15 protein-coding genes are annotated in these 14,956 nt (G+C 40.0%); 8 read left to right on the plus strand and 7 right to left on the minus strand.

Annotation, left to right across the window (positions count from 1 at the left end):
- Window positions 1-478: 478 nt before the first annotated feature.
- Together LPA49_RS22390 and LPA49_RS05675 are read left to right on the plus strand one after the other, a co-directional pair.
- The gene (locus LPA49_RS22390) at window positions 479-598 is read left to right on the plus strand and encodes a hypothetical protein (protein ID WP_353683143.1); all 120 of its coding nucleotides are present in this window, start codon (window positions 479-481) and stop codon (window positions 596-598) included.
- Between the two features lie 56 nt (window positions 599-654).
- Window positions 655-795, plus strand: coding sequence for a cupredoxin domain-containing protein (locus LPA49_RS05675; RefSeq protein ID WP_229677580.1), 141 nt, complete (start codon window positions 655-657; stop codon window positions 793-795).
- 91 nt (window positions 796-886) lie between these two features.
- On the opposite strand, the gene LPA49_RS05680 is transcribed toward LPA49_RS05675, so the two are convergent.
- The 7 genes from LPA49_RS05680 to LPA49_RS05710 all read right to left on the minus strand — a co-directional run bounded on the left by LPA49_RS05680 (window position 887) and on the right by LPA49_RS05710 (window position 9,061).
- Entirely contained in the window at window positions 887-3,997 is a 3,111-nt protein-coding gene (locus tag LPA49_RS05680; protein WP_016708236.1) for an efflux RND transporter permease subunit, read from the minus strand.
- Between the two features lie 54 nt (window positions 3,998-4,051).
- Window positions 4,052-4,966, minus strand: a complete 915-nt coding sequence (locus LPA49_RS05685) for an efflux RND transporter periplasmic adaptor subunit (protein WP_016708235.1) — start codon at window positions 4,964-4,966, stop codon at window positions 4,052-4,054.
- A gap of 2 nt (window positions 4,967-4,968) precedes the next feature.
- Window positions 4,969-6,297 (minus strand): TolC family protein, encoded by a 1,329-nt coding sequence (locus tag LPA49_RS05690; RefSeq protein WP_029216105.1) that lies wholly within the window; start codon window positions 6,295-6,297, stop codon window positions 4,969-4,971.
- Window positions 6,298-6,366: 69 nt separating this feature from the next.
- Window positions 6,367-6,699: a hypothetical protein gene (locus tag LPA49_RS05695; protein ID WP_227006811.1), complete on the minus strand. Its 333-nt coding sequence runs from the start codon at window positions 6,697-6,699 to the stop codon at window positions 6,367-6,369.
- 75 nt (window positions 6,700-6,774) lie between these two features.
- Complete coding sequence (locus tag LPA49_RS05700; protein WP_016708232.1) at window positions 6,775-7,674, minus strand: cation diffusion facilitator family transporter; 900 nt, start codon at window positions 7,672-7,674, stop codon at window positions 6,775-6,777.
- Complete coding sequence (locus tag LPA49_RS05705) at window positions 7,667-8,395, minus strand: transglutaminase family protein (protein WP_016708231.1); 729 nt, start codon at window positions 8,393-8,395, stop codon at window positions 7,667-7,669. Before LPA49_RS05705 ends, LPA49_RS05700 begins: the two co-directional genes overlap by 8 nt.
- A 12-nt stretch (window positions 8,396-8,407) precedes the next feature.
- Entirely contained in the window at window positions 8,408-9,061 is a 654-nt protein-coding gene (locus LPA49_RS05710) for a cation transporter (protein WP_016708230.1), read from the minus strand.
- An 82-nt stretch (window positions 9,062-9,143) separates the two neighbouring features.
- Between LPA49_RS05710 and cadR the strand changes: the two genes are divergently transcribed.
- The 6 genes from cadR (at window position 9,144) to qatD (ending at window position 14,956) form a co-directional block, all read left to right on the plus strand.
- Window positions 9,144-9,533 carry a Cd(II)/Pb(II)-responsive transcriptional regulator gene (gene cadR / locus LPA49_RS05715; protein ID WP_016708229.1) on the plus strand — a complete coding sequence of 130 codons (390 nt, stop codon included), beginning with the start codon at window positions 9,144-9,146 and terminating at the stop codon, window positions 9,531-9,533.
- A gap of 131 nt (window positions 9,534-9,664) precedes the next feature.
- Window positions 9,665-10,288, plus strand: a complete 624-nt coding sequence (locus tag LPA49_RS05720; protein WP_016708228.1) for a recombinase family protein — start codon at window positions 9,665-9,667, stop codon at window positions 10,286-10,288.
- Window positions 10,252-12,012, plus strand: coding sequence for a P-loop NTPase fold protein (locus tag LPA49_RS05725; RefSeq protein ID WP_016708227.1), 1,761 nt, complete (start codon window positions 10,252-10,254; stop codon window positions 12,010-12,012). Before LPA49_RS05720 ends, LPA49_RS05725 begins: the two co-directional genes overlap by 37 nt.
- Before the next feature lies 1 nt (window position 12,013).
- Window positions 12,014-12,901 carry a hypothetical protein gene (locus LPA49_RS05730; protein ID WP_016708226.1) on the plus strand — a complete coding sequence of 296 codons (888 nt, stop codon included), beginning with the start codon at window positions 12,014-12,016 and terminating at the stop codon, window positions 12,899-12,901.
- Window positions 12,894-14,228 (plus strand): Qat anti-phage system QueC-like protein QatC, encoded by a 1,335-nt coding sequence (gene qatC / locus LPA49_RS05735; protein ID WP_016708225.1) that lies wholly within the window; start codon window positions 12,894-12,896, stop codon window positions 14,226-14,228. Before LPA49_RS05730 ends, qatC begins: the two co-directional genes overlap by 8 nt.
- Window positions 14,225-14,956 carry a Qat anti-phage system TatD family nuclease QatD gene (gene qatD, locus LPA49_RS05740; RefSeq protein WP_016708224.1) on the plus strand — a complete coding sequence of 244 codons (732 nt, stop codon included), beginning with the start codon at window positions 14,225-14,227 and terminating at the stop codon, window positions 14,954-14,956. The genes qatC and qatD overlap by 4 nt, the downstream gene beginning before the upstream one ends.

Below are 14,956 nucleotides of genomic sequence, written 5' to 3' on the forward strand. Positions count from 1 at the left end.
AATCAGCTTATATTTAGAGTTTGAGTTTTGAACTTGTGATAGACACAGGCGGAATTGGCTTTAGTTAACAATCTAATGTGGGAACTCAAAGTACTACAAGCTGAGCTTCAACAAATGTAAGCTCGTGTACAAGTGAAGACACAGTTAAAGCATGTGGAAGAATTAATCTTGATAGTTAGAGTTGTCATTTATTTCACTTTTTAAATGAACGAATATTGATCTTTTATCTCGTTCATGTTCGAAAGCTAAAAGTTTCCTACACATGAAAGTGGTTTTGCAAGAGTATCTACTAGAGAACAAGATTTGAATGCTCAACTGTTCAGTTGGGCTATTATGGTTGTAAAAAAATATTATAAGGCAATGTGTCTGGTACTTCGGTTAGAAATGAAAAAAGTTAAAGAAGCTAATCGATTTCATCAGGTAGGGTGATGAGGTAATAGTTACTCGCCTTGATCGGCTAGGCCGATCATTAAAGTCTATTCTTGAGGACATTGAAAGTACTCACAAACGGGGCGATTGTTCAAAGATTATTAATGGTTCTGTCAGTACAAAAAATGATAATCCGTTTACCAGTTTCATTCATAATCTGCGCAATTAGCAATAATGACGTGCGTTCATAACGGTCATAAAGAGCAATCCCCCTGCGCTGAAATAATGCTTATTCCTTCATTGGATATAAGCGAACAGCTTAAGTTAAATGAAATTACTCAAATTACCTTATTAAACTTGTCACAGGGAGAGCATGAGTTTCATTGTCAGATACAAATGTATCGCGGCGTCTTAAAAGTAATTTAGTTTTAAATAGGTCTTTTTACACACCTGAACGAGCAAAAGTAACTTAACAAAAGGCTTCTCGAAAACATTACGAGAAGCCTCTAAATTAAAGTTAAGATTTGTATTTACTGTAAACAATTCTATATAGAACAGGCAAAACAACTAAAGTAAGTAAAGTAGAGGAAATAATCCCTCCAATTACCACCGTTGCTAATGGCCTCTGAACTTCAGCCCCAGTTCCGACGTTTAATGCCATAGGAATGAAACCTAAGCTAGCAACCAAAGCGGTCATTAATACAGGGCGAAGCCTGATAGTTGCACCTTCGATAATTGAGTTTATTAGCTCTCCTGTTTCAAGTAATCGCTGTTTAATGAATGACAGCATCACCAGTCCATTTAATACAGCTATCCCTGAAAGAGCGATAAATCCAACAGCAGCAGAAATTGAAAGAGGCATGTCTCTTAACCACAAAGCCAATACGCCGCCTGTAAGTGCTAAAGGCACACCACTAAATATGATCAGGGCATCTTTTATTGAACTAAATGCTATGACAAGCAGTGTCAAAATTACAAACAATGTGGCAGGTACTACGATGGATAATCTTTGCGTTGCACTCTCAAGTTGCTCAAATGTTCCGCCGTACTCAAGCCAATAACCAGCAGGCAATTCAACATTTTGTTGAATTTTTTGCTGTGCCTCTTGTACGAATGAGCCTAGATCTCGGTTTCTAACATTTGCTGTAATTACAATTCGTCGCTTACCATTTTCTCGGCTTATTTGACTTGGAACTGTCGTATAATTTAACTCTGCAACTTCGCTTACAGGTACAAACTCACCACTTTCTGTCGCGATTGGCAAATTACCTAGCTGATCAAGGTTGGCTCTCAACAGCTCAGGATATCTAACTACAATTTCAAATCGACGATCACCTTCGAATATTAACCCTGCGCCTTCACCTGACACGACTGTTTTTAACCAAGACTGTAAGTCGCTTGCATCCAACCCGTATAGCGCTAATGCTTCAGGCTTGGGGTTAACGGTAAAGATAGGCACGTCATCAACTTGTTCGAGCCGCGCATCAGCAACACCTGAAATTGTATTGAGTGTAGCCAAAACTTCTTGTGCAGAAATGACAAGTTGGGATAGATCATCACCGTAGAGCTTAATCCCTAAATCAGCTCTTACTCCGCTAATTAATTCGTTAAATCGCATCTGAATTGGTTGAGTAAACTCATAATTATTGCCGGGAATAGAGCTGAGATCTTTTTCCAGCCTTTCAACAAAATCCTCTTTCGTTAAATTAGGGTCGGGCCATTGCTCTCTCGGCTTTAATATCAGAAAAGTATCAGTCACATTTGGCGGCATCGCGTCTGTCGCAACTTCTGCTGTGCCCGTTTTTGAAAACACCGTAACAACTTCATCATATTTCATAATTTGTTGTTCAAGTACCTTCTGCATTTCTACAGCTTGGTCAATACCCGTGCCCGGAATACGCATCGCGTGCAGTGCAATGTCACCTTCATTAAGTTGAGGAACAAATTCAGATCCTAATTTACTACCAAGTAATATGCTAAATGTCACAAGTAAAGCAGCGCCGCAAACAACTAGCCAACGTAGTTTTAAAGCCCACTTCAAAACAGGACTATAAACTGACTTAGCGCCGACAATTACTGGACTTTCTTTTTCGCTGATTTTGCCTTTCAAGAATAAAGCAACCGCAGCGGGGACTAGCGTGAAGGTAAATACCATTGCAGACAATAGAGCGATTATCACCGTTGCGGCCATCGGATGAAACATTTTGCCCTCGACACCCGATAAGGTAAACAAAGGTAAATAGACAATCGTTATGATCAATACGCCAAAAACACTAGGTCGTATAACCTCATTGGTAGCAGAATAAACAATGTCTAGGCGTTCTTTCAGGGAAATGACAGAACTATTTCGTTTTTGGCTTTCTGCTAACCGCCTAATGCAGTTCTCAACGATTATTACCGCGCCATCGACAATCAATCCAAAATCTAAGGCTCCCAGACTCATTAAATTCGCAGAGACTTTGCTTTGAACCATGCCCGTGATTGTTGCCAACATTGCCAAAGGAATTACTGCGGCGGTAATCAAAGCGGCGCGTATGTTACCCAGTAATAGGAACAATACGAAGATAACCAGTAATGCACCTTCAATAAGATTTTTCTGTACGGTGCTAATTGCTTTATCAACCAGAGTTGTCCTGTCATATAAGGGAACTATGGACACGCCTTGAGGTAAACTGTTTTGGATTTCACTAAGCTTGTCACCAACAGCCAATGCCACCGAGCGTGAATTTTCTCCTACCAGCATCATTGCGGTGCCAATCACACTTTCCTTGCCTTCCAGTGATGCAGCTCCTGTCCTTAGCTCTTTTCCTATCGCAACTTCGGCGACATCTTTAACTTTTACAAGTGTGCCGTCGTCGCTTTTTATAATGACGTTTTGGATGTCTTGAATAGATTGCAACTGAGCTTGTGAACGAACAAGAATTTGCTGTCCGCTTCTTTCGATGAATCCAGCCCCTTGATTTGCATTATTTCGCATTATTGCATTTGATAGTGCTTCACTGGTAATACCGAAGTGCAACATCCTTAACGGATCGGGATTGATATGGTATTGCTTTTTATAGCCACCAATTGCATTGATTTCCGTAATCCCTTTAACCAATGCAAGTTGTGGTTTCACTACCCAGTCATGGATCTCCCTTAACGCCATCGCATCATAGGGTAAGCCATTATTCTGCTTTGCACTTTCGTCGGCAGTTATACTGTACATGTATATTTCACCGAGGCCCGTAGCAATTGGTCCCATTTCTGGTTCAATGCCAAACGGTAGTTGCTCCTTAATTGCGCTAAGTCGCTCATTGATTAGGTTTCTGGCAAAATACAAATCTGTGCCTTCTTCAAACACAACAGTCACTTGCGACAGGCCATATCGAGAAAGTGAACGGGTATAATCCAGCTTAGGTAAACCCGCCAAGCCCGTTTCGACGATAAACGTAATCCGTTGCTCTGTTTCCAAAGGTGAATAACCTTGAGCCTGCGTGTTTATTTGTACCTGTACATTGGTTATATCTGGCACAGCGTCAATAGGTAGCTTCTGATAGTTCCATATTCCTAAAGCGATGATAAACAAGGCCATAAGCAACATAGTACCACGTCTACGGATAGATAATTCTAGTATCCAAGCGATCATATTTTCACCTCGATAATACTGAAGCCAATATGTAGAGGACAAAAAGGTCGGAGATTAGTGTTCATGTCCAGCCTCCGATTTTTTTAGATCAGCAACTAGCAGATAACTGTTCTTTACAACCACACTTTCGCCGACGTTCAAACCGTCGATGATAGCAATATTGATAGCGTCTGAAGCGCCAGTTTTTACGGCGCTAGGGTGGTATTCATTGCCTTCTTTAATAAAAACAACATCTTTGCCTTCAAACTCTTGAATGGCTCCTTTTGGCACAACAACTGGAGCAGAGTGTTGACTGGTCGTAACCGCACCTTTAATTACAGTGCCAAGCGGCCACTTGTTGGTTTTGTTATCCAATTTTACAAATGCCAATGAGTATGGCTTGTCGTTTAGTGATGGTGTTAAATAGCTAATTTGCGCACTTTGATTAAATTCAGTGCTATGAATTAGCACCTGCTGGTTAGCGTTAACCTTACTTAGCTGAGTAGGAAACACTGATAGTTGTGCCCAAACCACGTCAAAATTGGCTATTGTCAGCAAGTTTTCACCATTTGTAAGCTCGCCAATATTGGCTTGCCTAGCGACTATACGCCCAGACATTGGTGCTTTTATCGAATATTGATTTAAGCTCTCATTGGATTCAATCACTACCAACGTTTCACCTTTTTTGACCTCTTCGCCGAGATTGACTTTTACTTCCTTAATAACACCATCGAATCTAGCGTTAACGTGCGCAAGTGAGGCAGGATCGGCAACGATTTTTCCATATACAACTTCTTCGTTATGAATAACACCGCTAGTTGCTGCTACTGTTTCAATGCTGTTTTGTTTAGCCATCTCAACAGACATAGAGACTATTTCATCTTTGTGTTCTTCACTGGCTGAGGTCGTGATGGAGGTGAAACCAATTACAGCAACAAGCATTAATTTGAAAAGGCTGATTGGTGAATTTAATATATTTTTCTTTTTCATGATTAATTCTCAATAAAGCTTGAAAGTTGGCTTTCTGTATTGCCGGAAGAAATTAATGGAATGCCTGATAAGGACTCAATGGAGGCGCTTTGTTTGTGAACCTCACTTGCGGCAAAAATAAGCGCATATTGCATCTCAATAAGCTCTTTTTGAACTGAAACTAGCTCTAAATAACTAAAGCGCCCGTCCGAATAGGCTTTTTGCACTAATGACAAAGCACTTTCTTGAGGCGGAATAATACTGGTTTGTAAGGTTTCAACCGTAAGGCGAGCCTCTTCCTGAGCCGCATAAAATGTCGCTAATTGGCTGTAAATTGCTCGCTCACTGGCTTTCCGTTGCTGCTCAACTTCATCGAGTTTTGCTTTTTGAGATTGATAGCTGCCTCTATTTCTATCACTCGTAAACAGAGGGACGCTAATTCCTGCAACCAACGCAGTCTCATTGCTACCTTCAAGTCTTTTCACACCTGCGCTCCACGTTATATTAGCGTGGCTTTGTGCGTTGATTGATTGTAATTGAGCTTGCTGAATTCTCGATTGCTCTGCATAAGCTAATATATGAGGACTTTGAGAAAGTTGAGCCATGATGTATTCGAGTGATATTGTTTTGGGAAGTGCAAATAAATCGCCTGATACACGAGAGAATTGCGGTGATTGTTCTCCCCACATAATAGCTAACTTACGAACACTGGCCTCTAACTGCTTGGAAATGGTTAGCGTCTTTAGTCGAGCTGTTGCTAAAGCTGCATCAGCTCGTTTTTGCTCTGATGACGGTGCCGAACCAACACGAACTTTTTTGGAGACAGTTTGATAGGTTTCTCGTGCTAGCTTTTCTGCATTTTCATTGACGAGCATGATTTGCTGTAACGTCAAAACATCGATATAGCGAGCTGCTACTTCACCCAAAATATCGAGTGTTTGTATTCTTTTTTCAACAGCTATTGCTTGCTGTTGGGCATTAACATAAAGCTTTCTGCTATTTACCTTATCTCCCAATTCCACCACGGAAGATATTGATAAGGTAAGTTCAGCGTCGCTGAATCCAGATACATCACCTGTACCTGCAAAGTTTTCCAATTCAGCGCTGACGTTATATTCAGGTTTTAACCCTGCGGTAGCTAACTCGCCGTCTAAACGCTTTTGTTTGTATTTAAAAGCTGTTAGCTGTGGGTTGTTTGCAAGTGTTCGTTGTATTGCCTCTGACAATGAAACTGAATCAACAGTTAAGTCATTTGCAAATACATTATTAGTTGTCACTAAAAACGACAACAGAAGCAACCGTTTTACTTTCTTCCAAGCAAGTACGGGGGCCTTAAAATAAGACATATTCATATTTTGTCCTGTTTATTTTATGAAACGAGCGTTGGCTTCACCGCCTAACGCGCCAATTAAATAAAAGGACTAACTTTTGGGAGGTCGAAGTAATCTGGAAGGGGGAGCTTCAATGACTACTTTTAAATAATCAAATACCTGACTTGATTTGAAATCAATGTCTCTACTGATGTAAACATGCGTAGCAAACTGTACATGCGAGCCATTGCAGTGTCCGCAATGATGACAATCAGCGGGGTTGTGTTGGTCATTATCTGCTGATGATTGTATTAATTTTTCAGAAGAAATGTGGTCATCTAAAGCATGAACATGCTCGGTTTTTATATGCTCGGAATCAACAATATGAACATCAGCAACTTTTGCCACAGCAGAAAATGACTGAAGTAATATCAGCACTATCATGATGTATGCAGGGAATTGTTTAATATTCATTTCGTTTCAACTATCTCTTAGTTATGCCAATGTTAACACTATCGTTTAGCTTGCGTCACGACATTGCTCGTCTATGAACTCTATTTCAATTGTTGTATGAGCAAAATCAAACTCTTTAAGCTCCTGTCGCAACTCTAGCTTGTACGATTTCAGCTCTTCGTTAGATATTTCAGTGTTTAAAACAATATGGGCGGTTAAAACGTTGTGTTCACCATCAAGTGACCAGATGTGTAAGTGATGTACTTCACCCACAATGGCTTTAGAAACTATTTTCGATTTAATATTTTCAATAAGATCAATATCTGGTGTCGCTTGCAAGAAGAGCATAAGTGTCGTTTTCAGTGTTCTTACAACATTAAATAAAATAAAAAGGGTAAACCCAATTGATAAAATAGGATCGAGTATGGGCCATTCAACAAACATCAATACGATTGATACAATAAATATAGCTATCCAACCTAAAACGTCTTCAAGCAAGTGCCAGTTTAAAACTCGTTCATTTAAGGTCTTTCCATGACTTAGCTTATAGGCAGCGTAACCGTTTACCACCATGCCAAAAATAGCTAATAAAAGCATTCCTTCGACTTGAGGCATTTCGGGGTTAGCTAATCTTGGTATGGCCTCAATTAGTATAAAAACAGAACCAACAGTTAATACCAAACCGTTAATCAATGCGCCAAGCAATGAAAAGCGCTTGTAACCATATGAAAACTGGCTAGAGGCAGGCTTGTTACTGAGCTTATTTAATCCCCATGCGGTGCCTATGGAGATGCTATCTCCTAAATCATGGATAGCATCTGCCATGATTGCCGTACTATTGGTTAACCAACCTCCGATAAATTCGATGATGGTAAACGTGAGGTTTAGAAAAAAAGCCCAGCCAATGCGTCTCGAAGCGTCCTCATCATTGTGAGGGTGATCATGACCGTGAGAGTGGTTATGCATGTTGAGCCTCGGCGGTTACATTTTTTCTTCTAAGCCTTTGTACATTCCAATTAATGATATGACGGATAAAGTTTTGGTACGCCCAACGTTTAATACCCGTTAGATTGGTTCCCTGCTCAGCATAGAATTCATCGGGTGAGTCATAAAAGCCAAAGTCGTCGTGTATGCCTTCTTTTTGAATATAAGTATCTTTACCAACCCAGTTCGTCTCTGGGTTACTTATGCAGGTAGTAGCTATTCCATAACCACAAAAATTATCTTTAGCTTGACTGAATTTGGATTGAATTGAACTTAGGTAAGCTTCGTCGAGAATGAAGCCTTCTAAATTGATCCACTTACCTTCATAGAGCACTTCTACCCAGCTATGGATAATGGATTTTGGGGCAAGCCAAAATACATAAGAAGGAATAGCGCCTTTCTGAAGCTGTTGGTCAATCGTGAAACCATGAAATCGGCACTGAATACCAAGCGCTCGGAATAGAGCCATTAACAAGTTTCCCTTGGTATTGCACTGTCCATAGCCATCCGCTAAAACTTCACTCGCAGATATATCATCGCTGCGGTTGTAACCAAACTGAATCTCATCTTTAACAAAGGTGTAAGCAGCTCCTATTGTGTTGTATTCATCCATTGTATTCCAATTCCGATCTGCTATTAGAGATTGGATGCTGTGATCATCTAAGTCTAATATTTGTGTTTTCTCTAAATAATTAGCACTCATTATCCATCTCCTTTAAGAACATGATTTTGATTTACTTCCACTACAGCTATTGTTTTCGCTTGTTAACTCTGCGTTGCTCAGCTCTTTCTTCGCATCAGTAATAATCAGGTAAGCCCCTCTTAAAATTAGGGTTGCAATCACACTACCAATCACAATGTCAGGCCAGCGAGAATCAAGTAGCATCACTAAAACACCAGCAGCAATGACCCCCAAGTTTGCGATCACATCGTTGGCTGAAAATATCCAGCTTGCACGCATATGGACTTCACCATTGCTTTGCATTCTGATTAAAACTAAACAAATGACGTTTGCTATTAATGCTACAAAACCAAAGCCGATCATGAACCAAGAGTGAGGCTCACCTTCTCCGAGTCTTCTTACTATGTCAAAGATTACCAGTATTCCGAGTGTCAGCTGAAAGTAACCGCTGATAAGGGCTGCATTGGCTTTATGCTTTAAAGATCGGCTCACGGCATATAGAGCAATACCATAGACAATTGCGTCAGCCAGCATATCCATTGAATCTGCTATCAAAGCCGTTGAGTTTGCATATAGGCCCACAGTAATCTCAACGCAGAACATAACCGCATTAATACCTAGCAACCAATACAGCACATGTTTTTGTTTCGCATCTTTTAGTTCGACTTCGCAACCACAACCACTCATTGCACGGCCTTAGTTATTTGCTTGATAACTTAACTATAAAGTCTATAGTGACTATAGAGTCAAGATTTAGGACTAAAGTTTTATGAAGATAGGTGAACTTTCAAAAACGACAGGGTGTTCGATACAAACAATTCGGTATTACGAGAAAGAAGGGTTGCTTTCAACTCCTGAACGTACTGAAGGGAATTACAGGTTATACGGTGAACGGGCTTTAAAAGAATTAGAGTTTATAAAGCATTGCCGAAGTTTGGATATCCCTCTAACAGATGTTAAACGCCTTATGGAACTGAAAAATAAGCCAGAAGAAAGCTGTGCAAGTGTTAATAAGCTCATTGCTCAACAATTGGCCTTAGTTAACAATCGAATGAGAGAACTCAAAGCACTAAAAGCTGAGCTTCAACAAATGGCAAGTTTGTGTACAACTGAAAACACCATTGAAGCGTGTGGAATAATTAAGTCACTTGATAGTTAGAATTGTCATTCATTTTCTATCCGTGTTGTGTACGAATAACTATATTTTATTACGTTCATGTACGAAATTTATTTAATGTACTTTCGTTCACTTGATTGTTAAGATGTACGAAAGTTACAGGTTTCGTACATATGAAAGTTGGTTTTGCAAGAGTCTCAACTAAAGAGCAAGATTTAAATATTCAACTGTCCAAGTTGGACGCTCATGGCTGTGAAAAAATATTTCAAGGAAAACAGTCAGGTGCTTCCATTAGAAATGAAGAAAAGCTAAAGGAACTCATCGATTTTATCAGGGAGGGTGATGAGGTAATTGTTACTCGCCTTGATCGGCTAGGCCGATCATTAAAGTCTATTCTTGAGGCTATTGAAAGTATCCACAAAAAGGGGGCTTGTTTAAATATTATCGACGGCTCTCTCAATACTAAAAATGATAATCCGTTTGCCACCGCCATGATCAACCTATGTGGAGTATTCGCTCAACTTGAGCGGGATCTTATAAAAGCCAGAACCGCAGAAGGTCGCGAAGAAGCGAAGGCTAAAGGCAAACATATGGGTAGGTTGCCTGCTTTATCAGACAAACAAGCGAAAGAATTATATAAAGATAAATTAAATGGTGAATCGATCTCTGCATTAGCGAAGAAATATTCTGTTAGCCGCCCGACGGTTCATCGAACTATTGAAAGAATGGAACAAAAAAATAATAAACAAAAGGAGATGTTATGTGGTCTGATAAAGAGTCAAAAATTGACTTCTTAAACTTTAATGAAACGGCTGAGTCGATTAAAGATCTTATCACTGAAAAGGAATTAATGCCTATTAGTATAGGTGTCTTTGGTGATTGGGGCGCTGGAAAATCCACGATTCTTGAACTTACCAAAGCATCTTTGGAAACTGATGAACAAGAATATATCCAAGTGCATTTCGATGCATGGACTTTCCAAGGATACGATGACGCTAAAGCAGCGCTATTAGAAACAATTGCATCTACTTTAGTAAAAAAAGCAGCAGACGATAAAAATCTAAGTGCAAAAGCAATAGAGTTTGCTGGACGAATAGATAAGATCAGACTGATGGGACTGCTAATGAATGGTGGTGCAGCATTAGCTGGTATACCGACTATGGGTGGTATACAGAAGATCATGGGACTATTCAGTGGTGGTGACGATGGTGAACTTGATGTTGATGATGTAAAAGGTGCTGTCGATGGCGCTAAGGATGTTGCGAAGAAAAACAAAGGTTTGATCAAAGATAAGAAATCATTCTCACCTCCTAAAGAAATTAAAGAATTCCGAAAAGCATATTCTGATCTGTTAAAGGAGTTTGATAAGCCACTTATTGTCTATGTCGATAATTTAGATCGCTGCTCTCCATTTAATGCCATTTCAACACTTGAGGCGATCAGATTATTTCTATTTTTACCAAATACCGCATTTGTCATTGCCGCCGATGAAGACATGATCCGTTTGGCAGTACCTGAATATCACAAAGGTGCATCTCAACGACATCAAACTGATTATTTAGACAAGCTTATTCAAATTCCTGTGCATGTACCAAGGCCCGGTGTTCTTGAGATAAGGGCATATTTAATGATGCTCACCGCTCAAGACCACGGAGTGACAGATGCTCAGTTAGAAGCGATAAGATGTGCCCTTGAAGAATCATTAAGGCTTTCTTGGAAACAACCACAAATTACCGTTGATGAGCTTCTTCAGGATCACGATATCGAAAAGCATTCAGGACTCAGAAGCAAATTTGTAGTTGCTGAACAGTTAGCTCCACTATTAGCTGAATCCACAAACATTAACGGTAACCCTCGCATAGTTAAGCGATTACTCAATCAAGTTAAGATGAGAAAGAAAACGGCTCACCGTCGAGGAATGCAGCTTGACGAGAAAACTATCACTAAGCTGGTAATTTTTGAGAGGTGCTTAGGCACTCAGGCTACTAACAAGCTTTATGAATTAATTGATAAGGAAAACGGATATCCAAAAGTTTTAGCGGATCTCGAAAATTCAGAAGTTGAATTTGATGAAATAAAGTTACCTGAAGAGTGGAAACTCGACCTAGCTTTTATTGATAAATGGTCAAAATTACCTCCAATGTTTACTGAGATGGATTTGACCCCAGCGGCATACCTTAGCCGAGAAAGCATTCCAATGGGTGCTGTTAATGCGGTAATGTCGGGAGCTGCTCAAAAACTTGTAGAAGAATTAATGAAGCAAAAGGTAAGGGTCAGTGGCGTTAACTCTACTGCGATTACCACAACTCCGAAGGAAGAGTACATGTCAGTCATGGATGGTTTGATTGAAAACTTTAAGTTGATTGGTGATTGGACCGAAAAACCAACAGGCATCTATGGAGCCGTGTTACTTGCCAAGCAGGATGATAAATGTTGCTTAAGTCTTCTTACATTCTTAAAAAGCTTGCCTCGTCAAAGGTGGCTCAATCCAATCTTAAAAGAACTAGAGGGAATTAAGTAATATGGGTACGTCCGCATCGTCTACAGGACCGAATAACAAGAGTCCGCTAATTCCATCTTGGGCAGAGCAAGGAGATCCCGTCACAATAGAGCCTGCATCAGGTACTGATGGGGATGATCAAACTGGTTCTGATAACAATCAATCTGATGATCAGAATGACCATACCAACGATATTGACAATGACAAGGTTCAACAAGAAATCGGTGGTTCGCCAACAGCAACGCCACCTCCAAATAGGTTTGCCAGCGCCAGAAGAGCATTTGGTAAATATGCACAAACAGGTGGCTCAACCTCAGATCTAAGGCGTTCATTAAAAAGTTACTCTAGAAAAGGCTCTGGCGGAGGTAAAAGCACAAGCCGGAGACTAGCAAGCGGTATAACGGCTGGTTCTGGATTGCTTGGTGTCATGCGTGGCGACACCGTAACGGTTAATAATCAAAGCTTATCATTAGGTGATCTAACTGGGTTATCGACTGACCAAGCAATTGACAAAATTGCTAGTCATTTGGCACCTGATAATGCCGATTCGGATGCTGTAAGAGTTGCGTTGGATTACGCACTAGAAGAAGCACTCCCCGATACAGAAGAATTTGACCCAAACAGTTTTACTGACGAAGTTATTCAAGAAGCCATAGGCTGTTATTTAACAGATCTTATTTTTCAGGATGTGGTTGAAGGCATGGGCAGAGCTTGGTTTCATGTTGAGCCTGCAAGTAAGCATCATCAAATGGAAGTAGAATTAAGGGAATTAATAAAAGTGATCACACAAGAGCAGTTAGACAAAGTAACTAATGGCAACCCTAGTACTATTAGCAAGGAAAATATTACTAAAATTCAAGCTGATGCAATTGCAATGACAGTGGATGAATGGGAGAGTTTTGATGACTAATTTTTATTTTAACCATGACCCAGCTAACTTGCCTGATTTTTCTGAAGACTGTCATCCTGTCCAAATGTTTCACACGCATCAAAATGACATCACTAAGCACAGCTTGGTGTCAAAACAACTACTACAAACAGTTCGTGATTTAGGATTGCATGTAGATGCTGATGCAATAGATCTGATAACAATTGCAACCGCCGTTACCGCCGCTGATACATTTGAATTGAGGGATAATGCAGAAAATGCATGGGCTAGAAAAATGCATTTACATGTTCCTGTTACCGATGAGGATATGTGGAATACTGTTGAGCCTGAACTAAGTTCTTTGCTCAACTTTCTAACGGGCGATCAATGGCAGTTTACTTTTGAAAAAACAACTATGCCGATGCCGACTCCTAAAACAAGTGAGCAAGCGAAAGCAAAAGCAAAATCATTAATTGGACTCAACTCAGTCTGCCTTTTTTCAGGAGGTCTTGACAGCGCAGTTGGTGCAATTGACATTTTAAACGGAGAGTCAGCCTTAAAACCGCTTTTGGTTAGTCACGCTTATCGTGGTGATGGCGCAAAACAGGAAGATATTAAGCATTTATTATCCCCGCCATTCGGCGAATTGTCCTATTCAATGTCTCCTCATATTATCAAGCATTTAGAAGGTAAAACTGACATTAGCATGAGGGGAAGAAGCTTCAACTTCCTAGCTATGGCGGTACTTGGTATATCAGCCTTAAGAAATGCTAATTGCGATAGCAGTATTGAAACTATTGTCGTCCCTGAGAATGGCTATATTTCTATAAATCCACCGCTTACCAGAAGACGGATTGGTAGCCATAGTACTAGAACTACTCATCCTAATTTTCTAAGCAGGCTTGAATCTTTGCTTAGAGACACTGGGTTTCATGTCAAATTTGTAAACCCCTATCAATTCAAAACTAAAGGTGAAATGTTAGCGGAATGTGTTGATCAAGACGCAATTAGAAAAGCAGTTCCTCTGAGTGTTTCTTGTAGTCATTGGCACAGAGAGCATAAACAGTGTGGGCATTGTGTACCTTGCCTTATTCGAAGAGCGTCAGTTTTTCATGCTGGTTTTACACAAGATGCGCCATACAAGACAAAGCGGTTGAGAGGTCTTATTAAAGAAAAAGATACTCGCGATGATCTCCAAGCGGTTCAAACTGCCATTATCCGGTTGAAACAGACTGACAATTATCGTTCTTGGCTTCGAAAGTCAGGACCAATACCACAAGATAAAGATATACGAGAAAAACTAGAATCAACTATTAAGCGAGGATTAGCAGAGGTTGAATTATTTCTCCAAGCGGATAAATCATCATGATGGATCTTCATTGCCATGTTGATTTATATCCAGATCATAAAGAGGTATTGAACGACATAAAAAGCAGTAATTATTACGTGCTATCAGTAACTACGGTGCCTTCAGCTTTTGAAGGTACTGTTCAGTTAACAAGTGGCATAAAACACTGTAAAACGGCTTTGGGGCTTCACCCTCAACTTGCTCATTTAAGGAAAAATGAACTACCTCTATTCGATAAGCTAGTTGATAGAACTAGATATATTGGAGAAATTGGGCTGGATGGCTCAAAAGGTTATGCTGATTACTTTGATGATCAATTAGAGGTTTTCACGCATATTTTGAAAAAATGTGAAGACTTTGATAACAAAATACTAACTATCCATAGTCTTAATGCGACAGGTGAAGTACTTGAACAACTTAAGTTATACCCCAATGCTGGTACTTCTATTCTTCATTGGTTTTTAGGTACTAAGAAGCAAGTTCTAGAAGCCGTCGAGCTAGGCTGTTTCTTTTCTATTGGGCCAGCCATGCTTACTTCAGCCAGAGCTAAAAAAGTAATATCGTGGATACCTCAAGATAGGATTTTACTCGAAACTGATGGCCCTTTCGCCAAAGTGGCGGGGAATATTCTGTTTCCTTCAAGTGTTGGCACTGTTACTGAATATCTGGCTGAAATTTGGTGTAAAAATAAGGCTTCGATAATTGAGCAACTGTCAGCAAACCTTAGGTGTTTAACATCAGTCAAGTAA

Origin of the sequence: Pseudoalteromonas sp. MB41 (genome assembly GCF_020966275.1) — a bacterium.
Lineage (GTDB): Bacteria > Pseudomonadota > Gammaproteobacteria > Enterobacterales > Alteromonadaceae > Pseudoalteromonas > Pseudoalteromonas lipolytica.